Here is a 22644-nt window from a genome sequence, read left to right on the forward strand (position 1 = left end):
GCATTTTTTGCTTAGTTCATAGGCTTTCTTTTTTTATGACAACCATTTTATCGTTTATTTCAAAATCAAAGCCCATGGAAAAACCCAGGCCCGTCAATACGTCCGCCAGATTTTTGTTTCGAAAGGTTCCAATGACCCGGGCATTCAGATCCAAACGCGGATCAATTTTCATTTCCACGTCGTACCAGGAGCTCAGGTCAGCCAATAATGCCTTTAGGGGCTTTCTGTCAAGTACCAGTTGCCCCTCCTTCCATCCAACGGTCCTGTCTATGTCAAAAGGGCGTACATCCAGAGCATCTGGCTCTCGCTCCGTATGCAACGTAGCCATTTGACCCGGTTCCAGTTCCACTCTTTTTTTGGCTGCATCAACGGCCACCCTCCCCTCTGTAAGGGCTAGCGCGAACCTCCCCGAACGCGCATAGGCATTGAATTCCGTACCCAGAGCCGTCGTAATCATTTCCCCCGTATGTAGCTGAAAGGGAAGCCGTGGATTTTTCGCAATGCTAAAATAGGCTTCTCCCTGCAGGTAAACGACCCGGTCCTGCTTCCCAAATCCGGAAGAAAACGACAAGGCAGAGTTTGCATTTAGGGTGATATGGGTACCGTCCGGCATCTGCAGGGTCAGCTTTTCTCCATCCCCGGTTTTTTTCGTAATTGTGGTCTGAGCAATCGCAACCGGCGCGGGTTTCTGGTACTGCATGCCTTCCCTTAAAAAGAAAATACTGCCGGTCAGCAATAGAAAAGAGGCCGCCACTCGAAAAATCTTTCCCAAGGAAAGGCCCGAACCACTATTTCTGCTTGTTGACTTTGGGCGGATTGTTTTGTGTATCCGCTCCAATAGGGCTTCGTAGTCGGTGGGATCGTCCCTATCCGGGCGGGAATGCCGCCAGGTTTCGTTTAAAAATTGGTCAAAAACTTCCCTGGCACCCTCCTGCTCCAACCAATTCAGCACCTGCTTTTGCTCGGCTTTACTGGCTGTACCGTTTAAAAATCGAATGAGTTGCTCTTTTTTCACTGGGCTTATTGCTGTTTGGTGTATAAACCGGCAGCCAGTTGATTTACTTAATGAAAAATGAAAAAATGCGAAATAATTTTCCGATTACATGATTCCAACAAACAACAAACCCATATTCCGTAAGTATCCGGAATCAGGCAATGACTTCAAAGTTGATGCTGAAGAAAAATAGCATTTGAAAGGAGGGGTACTGAAGGAGGTTTTTTTTCAGCGTTTTGGTAGCCAGGTAAATATGGTGTTCGATGGTACGTTTGGAGAGATTCATTCGAACAGCGATCTGTTCGCTATTCAAACCACTCAGCTTGTTTAGCTTAAATACCTCTTGTTGTACCTTGGGAAGGTTGTTGATCAATTCCATCGCCAGCTCTTCCAATTCCTGGTAAGCCCGCTCACTTTCTCGCTGCTGTTCTGTAAATTCGACCTGTCCGGCTGCTTCTTCCAGGCAGCATTCCTTTTTCCGGTCCCGAACGTGATTGTACATGTAATGCTTCACTGCCTGAAACAGGTAGCTCTTAAACGACTTCGACGCATCCAGTTTATCCCGCCGCTCCCAAATCCTAACAAAAACTACCTGCACAGCCTCTTCCGCCAGGTGCTGGTCAAAAAAAAAGGTACGGGAAAAGGCCATCAGCTTTTTTGCATACCGTCGATAAAGTTCGTCAAAAGCCGCGCCATCTCCCTGACGAAGGCAAACCAGCAATTCATTATCCGTATGTTTGTGTAAAACTCCCATGGAATGATTTCGTAGGATCGGGCTTCAACTTGCTAAAAGCACCGGAAAGGTATAACTGGTTTGAAAATCAAGCCGGTACAATATACCCTATTTCATTTTAAATAAAAAATTACGTTTATTTAAGGAGTTGCGCCTCAAAATTGTCCACTTCCGGTTTTGGCTGTAATCCACCGAATGGCGTAATACTCGCATTCCCCTGTTCCCACGTTGCGGATGCCGTGGGGATCCATAGCGGATAAAAACACCAGCGACTCCTCCCCTAGCCGGTACTCCGTACCGTTGATGTGTTCGCTTACCTCTCCTTGTAAAACGAGTATAATCTCTTCGTCGGCATGCACGTGAGGATCGTGACTTTTTTCACCCTCCTTTAAAGTGGTGATGTGCATCTCCAACTCCTGAAGGGTTTCGGTGGCGGCTCGCATCACCGAACGCCTGCCCCCTTTGCTCGTTTCCTGATAGTCCATTGAGGCATAGTGAAAAATCCTGGGCTTCCAACCCTCAACATTGGTTTCCCCGGAAGCCGGGTATACATCCCACGCGATCAAATACAGGGAAACCTGGGAATTCTGCGGGGATAGCAGGACCTCCGCCCCCCGGGGCAGCCATGCGACACTTCGCTCGCCAAGGGTCTCGACCGTCTCCCCCGTCTGAAATCTAAGGCCACCGGCGGTGACCAAAACCAACATTTCACGGTCTTCTTTCACTAACAGCGGATCCCTTTTGGTAAGTACCCGGTGCGCCACGCGGAAATTTTCCAGCGTTTTCGTGGGCCAATCCATTAACCTTCTTTCTTCCCCACGCTCGTGTGCTGCCGTGGGTAGCATCTTAAACTCAAATGCCGCCGAAGGGTGTGGTTTTTCCTGTTGGGCCTGTGCATGGCCGAATACCAGTAGCAAGGCAAGCGATAGTAGGATTTTCATGTTGGTAGTTGGGTTTATATTGGGGTGAAAATAGGGTAATTTTTTTAGCAAAACAATTTAATACCCGCAACGGCCCGATAAAAACGCGCGCCCATTCAAGTAAACCCTGTGAAAAGATTTCGTTGCGATCCTGCACGGAGAGTCGCCGCCATCCTCACGGCGTTGCCTGAATACCAGGCTCCCGGTCCGGTATCAAATGCGGTGGCTACCTGGCTCGCATTTCCGCCTTTTGCCAAAAAAGGAACTACGCTCCGGGATAGCAGGTCTGGAGAGGTCGGTCCACTGTTTGACGTACACGAGCAGGCTACCCGTTTCCGACCGTTTTGGCTACCGATTTGCCGGTCGATCCGAAGGTATCCTAATTAAAAATCCAATTTGTCAACGCCAGGGGTCATCCTGGTAGCGGCAATATGGCTGACACCCTGTGCCAAAATTGGGATCGACAGGCATTGAGCAGGTTCCCCGGTTGCCTCAGACTTGGGACATCCTGCACTCGAACGAATGCGCAAGCAAAAAGCCTCCTTTGGTCCTGTCCATTCGGTTCCAGGCTGAAATGATTCCGTATGTCCGGAATCCGGTTTTCTGCCCGGCCGGGTAGTTTCCCCGCTGGCGGACGTTTTTCCAAAAGCGGAAGGCCTTGAAAATGGCCAATGTGGGTTAGTTTTATCCAAGGTCTGCATCCGACGGTTAATGGACTATCCTGCACCTGAAGGAATGGGTACTACCACCCTATCTCTAGCCTTTGTGACTTCGGACTCCCTGACAGCAATCGGCAGGTGCGCACAAGCGTCCGGTGCCGGATAAGGGGCAATCCTCCAAAAAGCGCCGCCTGCCCTATCCTTAAAGAAACCGGAATGCAGCAAGTACCGACGAGGTTCAGGCTTGTCTTCTTTTGGCTTTTTCCCAGGTACTTTTTTGGCTACCCTTTAAAAACCGAATCAGCCCGGCAATGACGGCATAATTCATCAGGCAGAAGTAATACGGTACAAAAAGTACCTTTATCCGAAGCTTTCGGTTTTCCAGAACATAGCCCAACGCAGCAGCAAGGTAGAAAAAAAACTGCCCCACCATCACTACCTGGTATACCCAACCCTGGTCCCACAAAAACAGGTTGGCAATGAAGATGAACACCAGTAGAAAAGGCGTGACGGTCCATCTGAGTACACGATGGGAAAAATACTGAAAAAACAATAGCGGTTGCTTAAAGGGTGTGATTTTGGAAGTTAACCGTTTCATGGATTGCCAGCCACCTGCGCTTATTCTGATCTTTCGTTTCAATTCTTCCCCGGTCGAATCGGAGCCTGATTCCATCGCATACGCCTCGGGCTCGTAGACAATCCGGTACCCCGCCGACGCAATGAGCATGGACTGCATGAAATCATCGAGAATGGTATCTTCCGGCAAAGGCTGGTATAAGGAAGAACGAAAGGCCACCAGTTCCCCCGCCGCTCCCACAGCGGAATAAAGCATGGAGTCCAGTTTTTTCAGAAAGGATTCGTATTTCCAATACATCCCCTCGCCTGCGGAGCTGGCCGAATCGACTTCTTCTATCAACACCCGTTTTTCGCCGGAAACGCATCCCACCTGCGCGTCAGAAAAATGGCGCACGATATTTTTCAGCGCCATTTTATTCAGCAAGGTATTGGCATCGGTAAATACCACAATGGGGGTATCGATTTCCTCCATGGCTCGGTTTTCAGCTGCTGTCTTGCCAGCCCTTCGGTCCTCGTGGAGAATTTTTACCTTGGGAAACTCGGCCAGGGCCTCACGAAAATTATCCGTAGACCCATCCGTAATAAATACCACCTCGCATTTGGAATCCGGGTATTCCAGCGAAAGGGAATTCGTCGCTTTGCTTTTCATGATATCCGCCTCATTGAAGCAGGGAATCACCAAACTCACCCTAGGCCATTCCTCCGGTTCGTGACGGTCTCGAGGAGATGAAAAAGCATTTTTTGCCTTAACCAAAATGAATAAGACAAGGCCATATCCTAAAAAAGCATAAAAAACTATGCCAATGGCCATCCAAAACAATACATCAAGCATGGGATATAATTTTGCGCCTTGATTTGATTTTTAAATTAAAATATCGAATTTGTAAAAATAAGTGGAATGATTGGAAAGCATTGCTGAATCAACCAAAAATTTTCGTTTTTTACTCATTGAAACCGGCGATTCATTTCTTTGAGCAATTGTCATTATTTTCGTCGTAACTTTATAAATTGTACTAACCGCCAACCTTCAGTATTCGCACCATGAATAAAGGTAATTCTTTAAGAGGAAATAACAAAGCCGAAAAAATTTCCGGTTTTTACCTGGGAAAAGGTGTTCCCAATGAAAATTTTGACCGGATTGTATTGTTAGCCAAAAAACTTACCGAATGCGCGCACGCATTTATAGCTTTTCCCGATAATGAAGGGCTCTGGTTTAAGTCCAAATCGGAGAAAATTTCATCCTCGGCCATCTCCACAAGTGATCCTTTCTGCCAGTGGATAACAGACGCCAACGCATTCGAAGAACTACCGGATGTATCCAAAAAAAATGAGCTTGAAACCAGCGACTTTTTAAGGGAGAATCATGAAATAGGCTACCTGGCCGTTCAACCGGTGCCCGAATCAGGTGAGAGGATTTTGGGTTACCTGGTGGTAATGGACAGCAAACCCCGGGAGCATACCGAAAGGATAGCGGAAAATTTAAGCCTATTGTCGAAAGCCACCTGGGAACAAATTCGTATCAAAACAGAGATATTCGAAGACCGCATTCTCAGCAAAGCCCTGTCACTTTCTCAGGACCTGATTACCGTTATACGGTTTGATGGGAAATTCATCAAGGTAAATGCAGCATTTGAGACCCTGCTGGGGTACGGAGAAGAAGAACTTTCGGAAAAGCCGATGACCGACTACATCCATCCAAAAGACGTGGATCAAACCATGGTGGAAATCAACAAGTTGATCAAAGGTGAGGCAAGCAGCAATTTCAATCACCGCCTAAAAACACATGGGGGAGGCTACAGAACCTTCGCCTGGACGGCAACGGGTGATTTAAAAAACAAATGGATCTTCGCTATCGGAAGGGACATTACCGAAGAGAAAGACAAGGAAGAGCGGCTGCTTTCCAGCGAGGAAAAGTTCCGCTCATTTTTTGAAAACAGTCAGGGATTAATGCTAACGCACGACCTGGAGGGTAATTTCTTGAGCTTTAACAATTACGGAGCGCGTCTTCTGGGGTACACCGTAGAAGAAATGGTATCCAAAAAGCTATGGGACATCATTCCATCCCGTTTTCATTCCGATATAGACAGCTATTTTGAGGAATTAAAAAATGACGGGAAAGCACAAGGCCTGATGACTACCCGTCAGGCGAACGGAACGCTGAAAGTCTGGCTTTACAGCAATACCCTGGAAAAGGACCATGAAGGCAAGAGCTACGTTATCGGCAACTCCATCGACATTACCGAACGACTACGGCTGGAACGAACCATTCAAAATGCCAAAGAGCTGCTGAATCAAACGCACATGATGGCAAAAATCGGCGGATGGAAATACGATGTAGAGAAGGATTTTTTGAGCTGGACCGACATTACCAAGGCGATCTTTGAGGTAGATGAGGGATACAAACCGAATTTGCAGGACTCCTACAGGTTTTACAAAGACGGGTTTTATCGGGAACGCATGGAAGAGCTTTTTTCGCTGGCGAAGGAATACGGTAAAGCCTGGGATGAAAAATTAAAAATCGTCACCGATGCCGGGAAGGAAATTTGGGTGCGCAGTATTGGCGAAGCACACATCGAAGAAGGAAAATGCCTGTACCTTTTTGGAACGATTCAAGACATAGACGACGCAGTAAATCGGGAAAACCAGCTGATTCAAAAAGAACAAATGCTTTCAGCCATTTCGAAAGCTACCGACGAACTGCTTTCCAACCGAAACCTAAACGAAGCCATTTCAAGAAGTCTGGAGCTTATTGGGAAGGCTGCAGATGTGGATCGGGTATATTATTGGGAAAATAGCAAATCCCCTGACGGTACGATCCTCACCTCTCAACGGTTTGAGTGGAGTGCCGATGAAGTGGACCCTCAGGTAAACAACCCGGATCTGCAGGACGTGCCGATCAATATTTTCGGGGACTTTGTCAAACCCATGGAAAACAACGAGGTATTCCAGGCCGTCATTTCGGAGATGCCGGAGACTTCGTCCACCCGGGAGTTTCTGGAAGAACAACACATCAAGTCCATTCTGGCAATTCCGATTTTTACCGAGGAAGGATTTTGGGGGTTTACCGGGTACGACGATTGCAAACTGGAAAGGCAATGGTCCCAGGCGGAATTGTCCCTGCTCAAAAGCTTTGCAAACAGCATCTCCAATGCCATTGACCGCAATATCCTGGAGCGTAACCTGGTAGAATCAAAAGAACTTGCCGAAAAAGCAAGTCTGGCGAAGTCCGAATTTCTGGCGAATATGAGTCACGAAATCCGTACCCCGCTCAACGGTATCATTGGCTTTACGGACCTTCTACTAAAAACCGAACTGAATGAGGTTCAAAATCAATACATAGGTATTGTTAACCAGTCGGCGAACACCCTGCTCAACATCATTAACGATATCCTGGATTTTTCAAAAATCGAGGCGGGCAAACTAGAGTTGGACATCAGCAAAACCGATGTTTTTGAATTGGCGGGCCAGGCCACCGATGTAGTCTCGTACCAGGCGCAGAAAAAAGGCGTGGAAATGCTGCTCAATCTGGAAAAAGGGCTTCCCCGATTCATCTATATTGACGATATCCGCCTCAAACAAATCCTGATCAACCTGCTTGGCAATGCGGTAAAATTCACCAAAGAAGGGGAAATCGAACTAAAAGTACAAACCCTGGAAGTCCGTGCGAATGGAAAACAGCTAATTCGGTTTGAAGTTCGTGATACGGGGATCGGTATTTCCGAAACGAACCAAAAGAGAATATTTGATGCGTTTTCCCAGGAAGATGGCTCCACCACCAAAAAATACGGAGGTACCGGATTGGGGCTTACCATCTCGAACAAGCTATTGGCCATGATGGGGTCTGAATTGAAACTAATCAGTACCCTGGGAGAAGGGAGCCAATTTTATTTTGACATCGAACTGGCGACAGAAAACGGAGACTTCATCAAAAAATCGGATACGGATTTTATCAAAAAGGTATTGGTTGTGGATGACAACGAAAACAACCGACTAATTTTGAAGGAAATGTTTTCTCTAAAAGGCATTCAAATGGAGGAAGCGACCAACGGCTTCGATGCCTTGCAAAAAATCGAATCGAATGGAGGCTACGATACCGTTTTGATGGACCTGAACATGCCGTATATGGATGGACTGGAAACAGCCGAAAAAATACGAAAGAATTTTTCGGATGAAAAAGCGAGTCTACCCATCGTCTTGCTACACAGTTCGGCCGACGACGACTACATTCATAAAAGGTGCAGGGAATTAGACATCTGCATCAAATTGGCCAAGCCCATTAAAATCAAAGACCTGTACGATGCGCTGGCCCAGCTTAACCCAGGCAATGAGGGACCGGCACCCGCCGCCCCAGTACCCTCGGCCGAAAAATCACTCCGCGATAATTTTAAAGTGCTCATCGCCGAGGACAACTCCATTAACATGTTTTTGGCAAAAACCATCATTCTAAAGGTGTCACCCGATACGGAAATTCTGGAGGCAACAGATGGCCTATTAGCGGTGCAAATGGCAGAAGCACATCAACCAGATATTATCTTAATGGACATACAGATGCCCGTTCTCAGTGGCCATGAGGCTGCAAAGCGGATCAAGGAATCCCCGGCACTCAAAGATATTCCTATGGTGGCCATTACCGCAGGTAATATCAAAGGGGAAAGGGAAAAGTGTCTGGCATCCGGAATGGTGGATTTTGTTGCCAAACCCATCGTGGAAAAAAATATCCGACACATTTTTGAGCAATGGCTGCCTGCCAAAAAGCTGCCAGCCCGGGAACCCGCTCCCGGAGGGGAATCGGCCTTGGCAGAACAAGTAAACCTTACTGAAGACGAATTGCGGTCCCACTTTAATCTAGGTAAAGTGATCGAGTACCTGGGGAATGAACCCGCGGTAATCAAGGAAGTTCTCAAGCTGACTGTCAACGAATTAAAGCAATCCGACCAAATTCTAAAGAAACACTTTGCCGAAAAAAACCTGGAAGGACTTTCCTCCGAGGGTCATAAGGTAAAGGGTTCTGCACTGACTGCCGGACTGGATGTGCTGTATGCCATTGCAGTGACGATTGAGTCGCTAGAAACATTTGAAGAAGAAACAATCGCGAAACTACTGGAAGATTTTTCTAAAGAGAATGCGCTGGTGACAAAACTCATCCAACAGCATGTGGACTCCGATTAGATCCGGTCAAAAACCTGCCCGGAATTCCTGCCGTTCCTGAAAAGGAGCCGGATGCCGGATGGCTACAAAAAATTGACACTGTTTTTTAATTGCTCCTTGTACTTGGCACCGATGGGAATGATTTTTCCATCGACCACCGCGGTATCGCTATCAAAATCCGTCAGGTAATGAAGGTTGATTACGTAAGAACGGTGTACTTGCACGAATTCCGGATTCGAGGCGAGCTTATCTAAAAAATTTGAAATGGTCGATTTGATGGTATAGGTTTGTGTTTTGCATTTGAGGCTGATGTAGTCCCCCTTGCCTTCGCAATAACTAATGTCTGCAAACAGTATTTTCTTGTATAGCCGGTCGTCCTTTACGAAAATAAAATCCCGGGAGTAGGAGTTGGGGTCAATCCTAACTTCCGCCTCTTTGAATTTTTCAATCCCCTTTAGAAATTGAGTGTACGAAAAGGGTTTGGGAAGGTAAAAGCAGGCATTGGTCTCAAAAGCAGATATGGCGTTTTCGTGATTGGCCGAAATGACAATCAGCGCCCCATCGTACTGGCTGTGCTTCAGAATCTCAAATCCGTTCATTTCGGGCATTTCAATATCCAGAAAAATCAAATCAATCGTTCCTTTCTTTTCCACCAGAAAGTTTAATCCCTCAATTGCATCCGTAAATGTAGCCACCAGTTCCAGCGACTTTGTTTTGGAAATATAATGCGACAAGACTGCTATGCTGGCCGCATCGTCATCGATAACTACACAACGATTCATATTATCTGGATACGTTTATACTGGTTTCAAAAACTAAAACTTTGAATCCGATTCCATCGCTGGCATTGACTCGGGTACCGGCAATTTTCTGATCACCCGTGCAGGTACTCCTCCCACAAGGGTATACGGTGGTACATCTTTGGTGACAACCGACCCGGCTGCTACCGTCGCACCCTTGCCAATGTGCACACCCTTTAACACCATGCATCGGGTGGCAAGCCATGCGCCATCCTCGATGGTAATGGCTCCTGACTTTCCTTTTTCCGAACGGTTTTCCACGCCGTGAAAATCCCCGTCCATGATGATAACCTGATTGGCAACCTGACAGTTTTTGCCTATCGAGATTCGTTCGCTCGCAGAAATGATACAGGCGGTATTGATAAAGGTACCCTCCCCAATTTCCAATTCCGCGCCCCTGTCGGCATACAACTGAGTGATTCCCATATGAGACCATAGGGTGCAACGATCACCGATTCGGATTTCTCCCAACCCTTCCACCCGGAGGTTACCCCGGACCGTCACCAGCTTACCCACCGCAACACATTTCCTCAGGCGGTATTTTGCATTAATAATCCGAAAAACACCCTGTACCAGTTCGCTAAAAAACGCCAGGTAAAGGCCTAATTTCTCGCCTGTGGAATGTGCTTCCCTACCGTAAATCGCTTCGCTTTTTCGGGATAATCTCTCCGCTAATTGCTGCTGAATCATGGTTCTTCTAAATAATTAATGAATATATGGGGTGAAAATTTAAATTCAAAAAAAAAGGATAAATTAAAAATTTTGTTACTTTTATTTTAAAATTAAGTCAAAAACAGAAATTTATTTTACATAATTCGATTTTTGTCATTGATATATAAATAAATGAAATTCATGTTAAAAAACCCTTCATGGTTACTTTTCCTTGGCCTGATTTACTTTTTGGGATTTTCTATTTCCCTCGATAGCTTACGTGCCCAGCAGGCCACAACCTATTATGAGGACATCGATCTGAACCTATCCCTGGAGGAACAATTACCTCCGTTGGACAGCCTGATTGATATGGCAATCGCACAGCATCCAACCATCCGTCTGAACGAAGCGCTGATCGGGTCGGCCGAGTCACGATTAAAACTTGCCAGAAAATCCTGGACGAGTCTGCTACGGGGTTACGTGGATTACGGCTATGGCAATCAGGCCATCGTTACGACGGGAACACAGGGAGCCGACCTGTCAAACATTGCAAACGGGTACAGGGCCGGTGCGAACCTGAGTATCCCATTGTCTGAAATCTTGAATCGGGGGGATCGCATCAATCTCCAAAAAAAGGAAATGGAGGCCACGTATTATAAAACCCGGGAAATGGAACTGGTAATAGCGGATCAGGTCATCGAACAATACAATAACCTAATCCTTGCCCAACGACTGATGAAGATCCGCATGCAAATGCAGGAAAAGGCAAGAACCAACCTTTCACAGGTAGAAATGGAATTTAATTTGGGAAATCTGGATGCCTCCAGCTACATGAGGAATGCAGAAATACATACCATCGCCCAATCCGAATATGAAAATGCAAGGAGTAGTTTTTTTGTCGCCGTTCAAAAGTTGGAATTATTGACTGGCGTTTCGTTGAAGCAAATTGTTCAAAAAAATGAGCCTTAAGCAACTTTTTCGTCTTCTTTGGAAGAATAAATTCCGAATTCTATTGCCTCCGATTCTGGTAGGTATTGCGGTATTTTTTCTGACGCAAAACATGACAAGGGAGTACGAAAGCAATACCATTGTATTTACAAATCCAACCAGTAATCGCGGAGCCACTGATGGAGGTGCCATCCGAATGGATTTCTATACCTCCAATAACTTATTTGATAACCTTACGCTTCTCGTAAAATCACGGGAGACGATAGAAGAGGCTTCACTTCGCCTGCTCGCCCTTCATATATCCCTACCGGAACCCGATCCTACCGTAATCCACAATGATTGCTTTCTGGACCTTCAGCAGCACATTCAACCGGCTCTCTGGCAGGAGTTATCGGTGCCCGGAGACGAGAAGGAAACACTCCTCCGGGTGAAAGCCCATTACACCAGTGTACCCGATTCACCGATAGAATACCTGCTGCGCGAGCACCGGCACTATTCGACCACGAAAATTTTACAACGATTAAGTGTTGCCAGGAAATTCTCCAGCGACATGATGGAGCTGGCCTACCGGACCGACGATCCGGGCGTTTGCTACCACACCTTACGGCTACTTTCTGAGGCTTTCATGGAGCGGTATTCGGGCATGAAGCAAACGGAGAATATCAATTCCATTGCCTATTTCCAAAGCCAACTGGACATGGCCCAGGGTAAATTGCGGGATGCGGAGGAAAAGCTCAAGTCTTTTATGACAGAAAACCGGATCCTAAACTACTACGAACAGGGGAAATACCTGGATATTGCCAAATTGGAGCACGAACAGGACGAGGAGCGATCCAAACGGGTGTTATCGGGAACGGAATCCAATTTAAATGAAATCCAGCAGATGTTTGAAAACTTTGACAAAAGACAAGTGATCATTCAAAATATCTCGAAACTTCAAGATGAAATTGTGACCCGAGACATGGAAATCCAGGGCTTGCAGGCCCAAAACAGTGCCGAAGCAAGGATCGGGCAATTACAGGAAGAGATCGCTACCCTGAAAGAACAAATCTCCGAGGATTCAAAAGCACTATTTCGAAACAGCAATTCACTGCAAGGTATTGAGCGGGAAACTGTCCTGGAAGAATGGTTGCGGCTTAAGATTCTTTTTGAAGAGCAAAAGCAAGCACTGGATGTCATGCAAAGCCGAAAAGCGTATCTGTCGGAAAAAATTCAGGAATTTGCCCCCTTAGGTGCCGAATTGAAAAAACTGGAACGGGAAGTAAGCGTGAATGAAGACCAATACCTGTCCATCCTACATGGATTAAACATGGCCTACCTTCAAAAATACGATCTGCAAATGTCTTCTCCCCAACGACTAATCGATGAGCCATACTATCCTAAAAAGCCGCTTCCTTCAAAACGGTTAATTTTTGTTATCGGAGGAAGTCTGGCTACTGGTTTTTTAGGGCTTTCCGTTGCGATCCTTTCCTTTTTTATCGACCGTACCATTAAATCTGTTCCGGAGGCAGAAAAACTAACCGGACTGAAGGTCTCCGGCGCCTGGATCGATGAATCCGGCTTGAGTGGTGCAGTGAAAAAAGACATCCTGTACAACCGGTTGCGAAAGCAGGTGTACAATAATCTGGGTAAATACCTCCCCAGGCAAGGAAAAAAGATCGTCCTTTTTTACAGTCTTAAACCTGCTGAGGGAAAAACTTTTCTGATCCGTAAGCTGGTAGAGGAATTGAACCTGCAACACCGAGACATCGTGTACTGGGGTCATTCACGGGACACCGAAGAAATGCCCTGCGATACGCTTTCCTACGATCAGCAGGCCATCCTTTACGACCAACAGGACACCTATTGGGAAGAGCGGATTGCTCAGTCCGAGAAAGAGTTTATTTTATGGGAATTACCCCCGATAGAAGAAGTGCCATTGAATTACCAGTTGATCAACCAGGCCAATGTGATGGTCATGGTACTGGACGGCCAACGCAATTGGAAACCGGCCGACGAGCGCTTCCACGAAAGCCTGAAAGAAATGGTAAAAATACCCCATACTGTCTGGCTAAACCGGCTGCAAGCGGATGAACTGGAGGACATGAATGGAGAGATCCCGCGAAACCGGTCCTTTTTGCGTGCAAAAGTCAAAAAATACCTTTCCTGAAGGACATGGAGTACGCCCGAACCCAGCTCGCTTTCCCCATTGTTGCGATACTTCTATCCTTGCTGATCAGCCTATGGATCGTTCAGGCGGAGTTGATCGGGATCGCCACACTTTTTGCGCTGCCAATAGGTGTGGGTATCGGCATATTTATACTATGGAATCCCAATCACGCCTTGTATACCGCGTTGGTCCTTGCATTTGTCTCCATCGGGGCAGCCAGGTACATTCCCAACCTGCCGCTTGGGCTGACCGTCGATTTTGCCCTGGTCCTTGTAATCCTCAGCGCAATATTTCATAACCGGATAAAAACCGATTTTAATCGATTGAAAAATCCATTAATGGCAGTGACCTTGCTGTGGATGGCCTACAACGTAGCGGAGATTTTTAATCCCGAGGCCAGAAGCGTGACTGCCTGGGTCTATGCGGTACGAGGCACGGCCCTCTACATGTTCCTGACTGTCCCGCTGACCTTGCTGTATGCCAATACAGAAAAAGACCTGAACCGGATGATTAAAATTATTTTTACATTGTCCATCCTGGCGTCTTTTTGGGGATTGCGGCAGTATTACATCGGTCTGGACTTTGCGGAAAACCGGTGGCTGGACGCGGGATCCCGATCCACTCACGTCTTGTTTGGAAACCTACGGGTATTCAGCTTCTTTTCAGATGCGGGGCAGTTCGGCGCAGGGATCGCTCACTCGGCCATGATCGCACTGGTGTTGGCACTGGGACCCTTCCGGGTAAAACAACGGTTGATTTTTGCCACCTGTGCACTGTTATTTTTCTATCTGATGATCATGAGCGGTACCCGCGGAGCGCTAATGGTGCCAGTAGCAGGTTCTTTGGCTTACCTCTTCGCATCGAAAAATTTTAAATTAATGGCCATTGGACTAGGAGCGCTTAGTCTGGTCTTTATTTTCCTGAAATTCACCAGCATCGGCAATGAAAATTACCAGATCCGGCGGCTTCGTTCCGCACTTGATCCCAACGATGCCTCGCTCAACGTAAGGTTGGAAAACAAAGCAAAATTCTCCGCATACTTAAAAAACCGCCCCTTTGGCGGAGGTATCGGCACTTCCGGATTTTGGGGACAGCGCTTTAGTCCCGGAACCTTCCTGGCAGAAACACCCAACGATAGCTGGTTTATTAAGATCTGGGCAGAGATGGGAATTGTCGGGCTGTACCTGCACATTGGTATTCTCGCCTTTATTGGATTGATGGGCCTTTTGCGCATATGGCAGGTAAAAGATCCCCGTCTGCGGCAAAAATTACTAGCCCTTTTCTCCGGTTATGTGGGAATTGCAGCCGCTTCGCTTGGAAACCCCCTTTTGGGGCAAATGCCTACGGGAATCATTCTGTACATGTCCTGGGCCTACCTGTACCTGGCACCAAAACTCGAACCAAACGCCACCAAATTGGATAATCATGGATAAGCCACTGATCTCTGTCATCACGATCAATTACAACGGATTGAGCCATACCCTGGATTTTTTAGCCTCCTTTCAGAAGGTCCGCTATCCGAATGTTGAAATCATTGTAGTAGACAATGCATCCAGCGAAGACCCGGGGCTCATTACCGAACGCTACCCGAATACCGTTCTGGTTCGGAACCCCGAAAATGAGGGGTTTGCGGGCGGAAACAACCGGGGCATGGAAGTTGCAAAAGGGGAGTATTTCTTTCTGATAAACAACGATACCGAGGTCGCCGAAGACATCCTGGACGTGTTGTTCGAACGAGCAAACACCAGTCCAAAAGCAGGTCTTATTTGCCCCAAGATTTTATACTACGACCAACCCGATACGATCCAATACGCAGGGTTTTCTGCGATTAACCCCATCACCGGAAGGGGAAAAGGAAAGGGATACCTGGAAAAGGATCGCGGCCAGTACCAGCGGGCCGAACCCACCCAACTGGCACATGGCGCCGCCATGTTTATTCCCAGGTCCGTGGTGCGTGAAATTGGCATGATGGCCGAACTCTACTTTCTGTATTACGAGGAAATGGACTACTGCGAACGCATCAAAGATGCAGGCTACACCCTGTGGTACGAGCCGGGAAGCCATGTATTGCACAAAGAGTCCATGAGTGTGGGGAAAAACTCTCTGCTGAAGACCTATTACATGAGCAGAAACCGCTGGCTATTTTTGCGCAGAAATGTGACCTGGCCCCTGTTTTTCTTTACCGCCGCCTACTACTTTGCCGTAGCCTTACCCAAAAATATCCTGGTGCACCTGACCCAAGGCGAGTGGGCACATGCCAAAACCTACCTCAATGGTTCTGTGGCGGGACTTTTTATGCAAAACATTCAAGAAAATCTAACCCTAATCCACCATGAGAATCGGAATTGAAGCGCAGCGCATTTTTCGTAAAAAACGACACGGTATGGACATGGTGGCCCTGGCGCTTATCCGAAACCTGCAGGAAATGGACCGGGAAAACCGGTATTTCATCTTTGTCAACGAAATGGAGGATACTTCCCCCTTGAGCCCAACGGAAAACTTTACCATTGTTCCGCTACCTCCCAGCCCTTACCCGGTCTGGGAACAATACCATTTGGCAAAAGCGGTGAGTTCATACCAACTTGACCTGCTCCATTGCACCAGCAATACCGCTCCTGTAAATTGCCAGGCCCCGTTGGTAATTACCCTCCACGATATCATCTACCTGGAAAAAATCAACTTGAAAGAGGGATCGCTGTACCAACGGTTCGGCAATTTATACCGCCGGTGGAACGTACCGAGGGTGGTCAAAAAGGCCGTCGCTATTTTTACCGTTTCCGCCTTCGAACAAGAGCGCATCGCCCGACACTTTCGGATGAACAACTCCGATGTACAGGTGGTCTATAACGGGGTGGCCGGTCATTTTCAAAAAGAATCGATCGAAAGGCAGCAAGCGGTTCGAAAAAAATACGCGCTTCCCGAAACTTTCATCCTGTTTTTGGGCAATACCGATCCCAAAAAAAATCTGCGAGGTGTACTGAAAGGATTGGCTCTCCTGGAATCCCGAAAAGTGCCTTTCCCGGACCTGGTCATGCCCGATATCGGAAAAGAAATACTGCAATCCATGCTTTCCGAAATTGGTTCCCCCCAATTGCTCGCCAAGATCCACCTCACAGGATATATCCCAAACGAAGACCTTCCCGCAATTTACAGCCAGGCCGTTCTATTTCTTTACCCCTCGCTTCGCGAGAGTTTTGGGCTTCCGATTTTGGAAGCAATGGCCTGCGGATGCCCGGTCATTACCTCTACTACTTCCTCCATGCCCGAAGTAGCAGGCGATGCTGCCATGCTCATCGATCCCACCGATCCGCTCAGCCTTAGCGAAGGAATCGAATACCTGCTCACCCACCCGGACGCCCGCGCGGAATGCATCGAAAAAGGCTATCGACGCCCACCCCTTTTCGATTACAAAAAAGGCGCCCGCCTTACACTGGACTGCTACAAACAACTCGTTCGCAACACATGAGCGATAAGAAATACTGGCTAACGAGTGGTTTTTTTACCATGATGCACCGCGGAGTGGATTTTCTTCTGGGCTTTGTGGGCTTCATGTTGCTGGTGCGGATTTTCTCACCCGAGGATTTTGGCGTATGGGTGTTGCTGATCACCATCACTGCTATTCTGGATATGGCGCGCAACGGCTTTATTCAGAATGGAATGATTAAATTTATCGTAGGTAAAAATTTGTTGGTCCAACGGAAAATTCAAACCGCCGCGCTTCTACTGAATTTCCTGTTAACCCTTTTGCTTGCCCTGCTGCTAGTACTGGGGGCTTCTCCCCTTGCCAGCCTCTTCAATGCGCCAAAGTTGGCAGAAATTCTACTAATTTACGCCTGGGTTTTACCTGTATTGGTTTTTCATACCCACAATTTGGTATTAATGCAAGCGCGATACGACTTCAAAGCGTATTTCTTCGCTGGCATTAGCAAGAGCCTCCCCTTTTTTCTGATCATCGCCCTAAGCTACCTGCTGGAAATGGAACTGACGCTCTTTGCGCTTGCCTGGTACCAAAACGCGGCATTTGCCTTGGCCACCCTGATGTCGGCTTACCAGGTGCGGAAGTATTTTCGGATTCAGTGGCAGGTGAAAAACTATTGGCTTTCAAAGGTCTTTCATTTTGGGAAATATGTCTTTGGTACCAACCTGATTTCCATGCTTACCAATGGACTGGATAAATTTCTACTCGGCGCCTTGCTGTCGCCCGTACAGGTAGCCCTGGCCAATACAGCCGGGCGGGTGATGAATGTGGTGGAAATACCGGTAAACTCCATTGCCTCTATCAGCTATCCCAAGGCCGCGGAAGCCCATGACGCAAAAAAAACAGACAGTCTGGGGATTCTCTACGAAAAAACATTGGGAATGATGTTAAGCCTGACCGGCCCTTTTTGGCTGTTCTGCCTTCTATTCGCACATTATATTGTCTTATTCGTTGCCGGAGAAGCGTATTTGGATGCCGTTCCTTTCCTGCGAATTATGGCATTTTTAGCCTTAATCAGACCGTTTGATCGCCAATCGGGTGTGTTCTTGGACGCAATTGGCAAACCCTTTGTCAACATGCTCATGGTCTTCGGTACCTTCGTATACGGGGCGGGATTGAGCTGGCTGTTTATACGCTGGGTTGGATTATCCGGCGCAGCATATGGCTTGGTCGCCGCGGTTTTCTGCACAGCGTTTATCAAGCACCTGATCCTGAGAAAATACCTGCCCATCCGCTTTTTTCAGTGCCTGGTGCAGGCCTTTCGCATGTACCCCAGCATGGTAAGCTCTGTCCGGGAAAAACTGGCAAGACGCTAATCCCAGAAAGGCAGGATTCATTTCCACCAATTTTCCAGGTGTCTGAATTCCACTTTCCGTTTGGCCCAAAGTGGCTCGATTTCGCTTATCTCCTGATGGCTGGTGGCCATAAAATCCTTGTTGGCCTTGCGTATGTGGAGCATGCCGGAGAGTTGCCCCCAAACGAAAAGTGGAATTTTCGGTATGGCTCGGAGTACTTCAGAAGGCGTGTGATTAAAGGTCAGCAGCGTTAAAAAACCCAACCCAAACACGAATAGGCAGCCAACCATCAAGAAGAAGTAGCCGACATTCACGAATAAGGCTATCAGCGCCACCATTCCGCTTATTCCTATAAGCATCACCATGGGAGGCATGGCCACCATCAGCGCAAAATAGATGCGGTTCCAATCCAGCTGCGTCAGGCCCTTGGCCAAAAGGCGAAGGGAAGCGGGTAATTGACCGAAAAAGCTGTTGAGCCACCTACCACGCTGCCTGCCGATTTGGGCTGCGGCGGTAATTTTCTCGTCAAACAGGACGGCTGCACCGGCATAGGCAATCCGAACACCCTGTCCCACCAGCTGTAACTGCAAGGACTTATCCTCGGCAACGACCACTCCTTTTTCTTGCAAAACCTGCATTTCTCCCGCAATATTTTTCCGGTACAAATCAATCTCCAGCGACATACCGGACCCGGCAATGGTAGAGGAAGATCCCAGCAGGTAGGGTACGTTCCGCACGGCAAAATCGTAATAATATTCACCAAGTGCATCCAGCGCCGCATAGGTTCCCTCCGTGTTTTTAGCAATGCGCTTGCCCTGCACCGCCTGAAAGCCATTGGCATGGTAACGGTCAATGACCCGTAGAAAATGGGGGGGCACCAGGTTATCCGGGTCAAAAATAACTACATGCGTATGACGGGTTGCCATCTTTTCCAATGCCATCGCAATCGACGCGACTTTACTATTTAAAAACGAACGGGGCTGGAAAATCGAAAGTCGTTCGTCCAGCACTTTTGCCTCAAATGCTTCCTCGATTCCATCTGCTACCAGGTATATCCTGAAATTCGGGTGTTCTTGCTTCAACAAGGCCCGGACCAGCGGCCAGGCAATGTCCTTTTCTTTGTAGACAGTGATGATGCACGCGAAGTCCGCATAAAAAGGTTTTTCCTCTAGGGATTCCTTCCTTCCCAAAACCGCAAAAAAACCACTCAAGAAGGGAAAAACAAGGTAAAAACAGCAAAGCCAGGCAATAATTTCAAATACGATCAAAGCTCCAAAAATTTATGATTATTTTTATCCTAAATTTACAATTTCTTGAATAGAATTCGACAACTTGTGTCGATAAAAAATTCGATTTTTATGAGCAATTTTTCTCTCTCCAAATTCAAACAGCTGCCCCTGGTCATGACCAGTATGTCCCGATGGGACGGTGATTTTTCATCGGCTTCCTGGTCCCTGGCAAAAACTTTCGCCAAGGACCAGGTAGTGATCTATGTTGACTACCCCTTCACGTTACTGGATTTTTTCCGGGAACGAAAAAAACCAAGCGTAAAGGCAAGAAAACGTGCCCTGCTGTTTGGGGAAAATTGCCTGAAACCACTTACCGATTACGGCCCCAACTTGTATGCCCTCACGCCACCGCTCATGCTTCCGATAAATTGGTTGCCTCCGGGCTGGCTGTACCGGAAATTGGCAGGCTGGAACGACCGGCGCCTGAGTCGGCAAATAACGAAGGGACTACGGCATCTTGGGTGGTCGGATTTCATTTTTTTCAATTCCTTCAACCCGCTCTACCTAAGCAGTCTTCCTACCGGGTTTTCCCCAAAGGCCTTTATCTATCAGTCCAGGGACAATATCCGAGCGCTTGAGCCTTATCTGCGAAAGCATGGGTCTTACCTGGAAATCGACGCGATTCAAGAAGCTGACCTTAGCCTGGCTACTTCCCGTCTCTTAAAGAAAGAGCTGGAAGAACTGTCCGGAAATAAGGTTGCCTATTTCCCCAATGCAGCTGATTTTAATCTGTTTAAGGCGGCCTACGAAGCCGATTTACCACTTCCGCGGGAGTTAGACGGGCTACCCCGGCCTATCATAGGCTATACCGGTAATATCTGCCATCGGATCGACTACGAAATCATACAAGAAATCTGCGAGAAAAACCCAGAAAAAACCTTGGTGATGGTGGGACCTCGAAACCACTGGGGGCACACGGACATTGACCTGGATGCCCTTCCTAATTTGCATTTTACCGGACCAAAGAAAATTGAACAGTTGCCGGCTTATTTAGCTCATTTTGATCTGTTGGTACTACCATTTTTGTGCAATAAGGTAACCAAAAGTATCTATCCATTAAAAATCAACGAGTACCTGGCCTCCGGAAAGCCCGTTGTTGCAACGCCTTTCTCGGAAGACATCCGGTCGTTTCACCCCCACATCCGATTGGAAGCAGATAAGCAATCCTTTGTCCAGGCCATTGACGAAGAACTTGCGCAAGACCTTCCGGAGAAGGCGGCCAAGCGGTATCAGGAAGCTGCCGCCAATACCTGGGAAGGACGTGTATCCTTATTCTGGAAACTGATAAATCAGACGTTTTCGCTTTGAAACAAAGCCGGAACGGTGCGCAATAGTATCGTGAGATCAAACCAAATGGAAAAATTCTTTACGTAGTCGTTATCCAGACTCAACCGTTCTTCTTCGGACATCTCTCCTCTCCCTCTTTTTTCTACCTGCCACAGACCCGTAATCCCCGCAGGTCCTAGAAAACGGAGAGAATACTTGTCCGTGGTAATCTTTTCGGCTTCGTAAAGAGGCAGTGGGCGATTGCCTACTAGCGACATGTCTCCTCGCAAAACATTCCACAGTTGCGGCAATTCGTCAATGCTGGTATTCCGGATAAACTTGCCGATACGGGTAACCCTGGGATCGTCTTTGATTTTAATGAATGCAGCTTCCTGGTTACCCGCTTTTTTTGCCAATAGAATTTTTTCGCAAACCATTTTATTGTCGTCGTACATGGGCTGCAGACAACCACCACCCGCTTGTTCACAAAATTCACACAATTCCTTAACTTCGGTAAAAGAAGTGGCCTGGACTTCCTCCTGCGGCGCGTCCTCCGCTTTTTGGTATTGATTCAGGTGTTTTAACTGCTGCAACTTGGCGTCGGCATCCGGATCCATGGACCGGAATTTGTAAAACTTAAATATCGTATACCCCGTCCCTACCCGGTAAGAGTAGTAAAAAACCGGTCCTCGAGATTCCAGTTTGATCAAAATGGCCACAACCAAAAACAATGGAGACAATCCGATCAAAATGAGCCCGGATACCACGACATCGAACAACCGCTTGATTAGCGGCATCGTGTATTCTTTGACCGGTACGATCTCGGAATCCTTGGTTTTTCCGATGGGATGGTGAACCTGAAACTCCAGGCGGGTGACCAACTTTTTCGGGTCAATGGGTTTCATGATAAAATCAGAAACACCCTGCTGAATGGCCTGCTGAATCTCTTCGCGACTTGCCTGATCCACCAATAAAAAAAATGGCAGGTGACCAAAACCCAATTTCTCCATGGTTTGCTTCAGCGGAAGTCCATGAACACCCAGCAAGGAAGAATCGCTCAACACCATAAAATCATCACCCTTCAACTTGGAAAGGTGATTATAAAAGGTAATCCCGTTAGTAAAGGTGTTCATTTCGAAAACACCTTCCACCGCTTCGGCAATTTCCTGAACAAGTTGTTGATTTTCAGAAATCAACGCAATTTTACCGATAGACTTATCCATTCAGCGTCTGAAATGAAGGTTTACCGGTCCTCCTCAAGATAGAATTAATTCTAGCCTCCAGCTCCTTTGGATTAAATGGCTTCACCATAAAATCGTCCGCGCCGAGATTGAGGATGTCGATCTTCTTTTCGGAAGAGTCGGTCGCAGAAAGAACGATTAGCGGAATAGCCGAGAAGAATCCGCTGGAGCGAATCAATTCCACAAACTCGGTTCCACTGATTTCTGGCATGTTAAGGTCACAAATAATAATATCCGGCAGATTACCTTCGTGCATGGTTGCAACGGCATCGGCAGGCTTATTAAATACATTGACTTCAAACTTACCTTTGAAGTAGTGTTGAATGATTAGCAAAACGGAAGGCTCATCATCGATAGCAAAAATTTTGTACCTGCTTTTCATGAGTGCATGTAGGATTAGGTGACGTATTTTACCGGTTAAATATAGCCAGCACCGAACAAATAAAAAAAGGTTTTACACATTATTTTTCTTAAAAAATAAATTCAAATTTAAAAAA

Annotated in this window: 18 protein-coding genes; 9 read left to right on the plus strand and 9 right to left on the minus strand. The window is 47.2% G+C overall.

From position 1 onward, the window contains the following. Positions 1–16: 16 nt before the first annotated feature. The 3 genes from ABWH99_RS18585 to ABWH99_RS18595 form a co-directional block, all read right to left on the minus strand. Positions 17–1015 carry a FecR family protein gene (locus ABWH99_RS18585; RefSeq protein WP_375583310.1) on the minus strand — a complete coding sequence of 333 codons (999 nt, stop codon included), beginning with the start codon at positions 1013–1015 and terminating at the stop codon, positions 17–19. Positions 1016–1148: 133 nt separating this feature from the next. Further along, positions 1149–1748 (minus strand): RNA polymerase sigma-70 factor, encoded by a 600-nt coding sequence (locus ABWH99_RS18590; RefSeq protein WP_375583311.1) that lies wholly within the window; start codon positions 1746–1748, stop codon positions 1149–1151. A 134-nt stretch (positions 1749–1882) separates the two neighbouring features. Further along, positions 1883–2668, minus strand: coding sequence for a cupin domain-containing protein (locus tag ABWH99_RS18595; RefSeq protein ID WP_375583312.1), 786 nt, complete (start codon positions 2666–2668; stop codon positions 1883–1885). 108 nt (positions 2669–2776) lie between these two features. On the opposite strand from ABWH99_RS18595, the gene ABWH99_RS18600 reads away from it, so the two are divergent. Continuing rightward, positions 2777–3034, plus strand: a complete 258-nt coding sequence (locus ABWH99_RS18600; RefSeq protein ID WP_375583313.1) for a hypothetical protein — start codon at positions 2777–2779, stop codon at positions 3032–3034. A 510-nt stretch (positions 3035–3544) separates the two neighbouring features. Here the strand turns inward: ABWH99_RS18600 and ABWH99_RS18605 are convergent. Then, positions 3545–4714, minus strand: a complete 1170-nt coding sequence (locus ABWH99_RS18605; protein WP_375583314.1) for a glycosyltransferase family 2 protein — start codon at positions 4712–4714, stop codon at positions 3545–3547. 209 nt (positions 4715–4923) lie between these two features. On the opposite strand from ABWH99_RS18605, the gene ABWH99_RS18610 reads away from it, so the two are divergent. Further along, positions 4924–9051, plus strand: a complete 4128-nt coding sequence (locus ABWH99_RS18610; RefSeq protein ID WP_375583315.1) for a response regulator — start codon at positions 4924–4926, stop codon at positions 9049–9051. 62 nt (positions 9052–9113) lie between these two features. Here the strand turns inward: ABWH99_RS18610 and ABWH99_RS18615 are convergent, their stop codons facing one another. Then, positions 9114–9812, minus strand: a complete 699-nt coding sequence (locus ABWH99_RS18615) for a LytR/AlgR family response regulator transcription factor (RefSeq protein WP_375583316.1) — start codon at positions 9810–9812, stop codon at positions 9114–9116. A gap of 33 nt (positions 9813–9845) precedes the next feature. After that, positions 9846–10520 (minus strand): acyltransferase, encoded by a 675-nt coding sequence (locus tag ABWH99_RS18620; RefSeq protein WP_375583317.1) that lies wholly within the window; start codon positions 10518–10520, stop codon positions 9846–9848. A 153-nt stretch (positions 10521–10673) separates the two neighbouring features. Between ABWH99_RS18620 and ABWH99_RS18625 the strand changes: the two genes are divergently transcribed. The 6 genes from ABWH99_RS18625 to ABWH99_RS18650 are packed head-to-tail and all read left to right on the plus strand — an operon-like array spanning position 10674 to position 18372. Continuing rightward, the gene (locus ABWH99_RS18625) at positions 10674–11450 is read left to right on the plus strand and encodes a TolC family protein (RefSeq protein WP_375583318.1); all 777 of its coding nucleotides are present in this window, start codon (positions 10674–10676) and stop codon (positions 11448–11450) included. After that, entirely contained in the window at positions 11440–13578 is a 2139-nt protein-coding gene (locus ABWH99_RS18630) for a GumC family protein (protein ID WP_375583319.1), read from the plus strand. Before ABWH99_RS18625 ends, ABWH99_RS18630 begins: the two co-directional genes overlap by 11 nt. Before the next feature lie 5 nt (positions 13579–13583). Then, a complete protein-coding gene (locus tag ABWH99_RS18635; protein ID WP_375583320.1) occupies positions 13584–15011 on the plus strand; it encodes an O-antigen ligase family protein in 1428 nt (475 codons plus the stop codon). Then, the gene (locus tag ABWH99_RS18640; protein ID WP_375583321.1) at positions 15004–15927 is read left to right on the plus strand and encodes a glycosyltransferase family 2 protein; all 924 of its coding nucleotides are present in this window, start codon (positions 15004–15006) and stop codon (positions 15925–15927) included. Before ABWH99_RS18635 ends, ABWH99_RS18640 begins: the two co-directional genes overlap by 8 nt. Further along, complete coding sequence (locus ABWH99_RS18645) at positions 15911–17044, plus strand: glycosyltransferase family 4 protein (RefSeq protein WP_375583322.1); 1134 nt, start codon at positions 15911–15913, stop codon at positions 17042–17044. Before ABWH99_RS18640 ends, ABWH99_RS18645 begins: the two co-directional genes overlap by 17 nt. After that, positions 17041–18372 carry an oligosaccharide flippase family protein gene (locus ABWH99_RS18650; protein ID WP_375583323.1) on the plus strand — a complete coding sequence of 444 codons (1332 nt, stop codon included), beginning with the start codon at positions 17041–17043 and terminating at the stop codon, positions 18370–18372. The genes ABWH99_RS18645 and ABWH99_RS18650 overlap by 4 nt, the downstream gene beginning before the upstream one ends. A 17-nt stretch (positions 18373–18389) precedes the next feature. Here the strand turns inward: ABWH99_RS18650 and ABWH99_RS18655 are convergent, their stop codons facing one another. Continuing rightward, complete coding sequence (locus ABWH99_RS18655; protein WP_375583324.1) at positions 18390–19619, minus strand: glycosyltransferase; 1230 nt, start codon at positions 19617–19619, stop codon at positions 18390–18392. 90 nt (positions 19620–19709) lie between these two features. Between ABWH99_RS18655 and ABWH99_RS18660 the strand changes: the two genes are divergently transcribed. Then, the gene (locus ABWH99_RS18660; protein ID WP_375583325.1) at positions 19710–20948 is read left to right on the plus strand and encodes a glycosyltransferase; all 1239 of its coding nucleotides are present in this window, start codon (positions 19710–19712) and stop codon (positions 20946–20948) included. On the opposite strand, the gene ABWH99_RS18665 is transcribed toward ABWH99_RS18660, so the two are convergent. Then, on the minus strand, positions 20930–22129 hold the full coding sequence (locus ABWH99_RS18665; protein WP_375583326.1) for a sugar transferase: 1200 nt from the start codon (positions 22127–22129) through the stop codon (positions 20930–20932). The genes ABWH99_RS18660 and ABWH99_RS18665 overlap by 19 nt on opposite strands. After that, positions 22122–22529 carry a response regulator transcription factor gene (locus ABWH99_RS18670; protein ID WP_375583327.1) on the minus strand — a complete coding sequence of 136 codons (408 nt, stop codon included), beginning with the start codon at positions 22527–22529 and terminating at the stop codon, positions 22122–22124. The genes ABWH99_RS18665 and ABWH99_RS18670 overlap by 8 nt, the downstream gene beginning before the upstream one ends. Positions 22530–22644 lie beyond the last annotated feature (115 nt).

This window comes from Cyclobacterium xiamenense (assembly GCF_042140265.1).
GTDB classification, from domain to species: Bacteria; Bacteroidota; Bacteroidia; order Cytophagales; family Cyclobacteriaceae; genus Cyclobacterium; species Cyclobacterium xiamenense_A.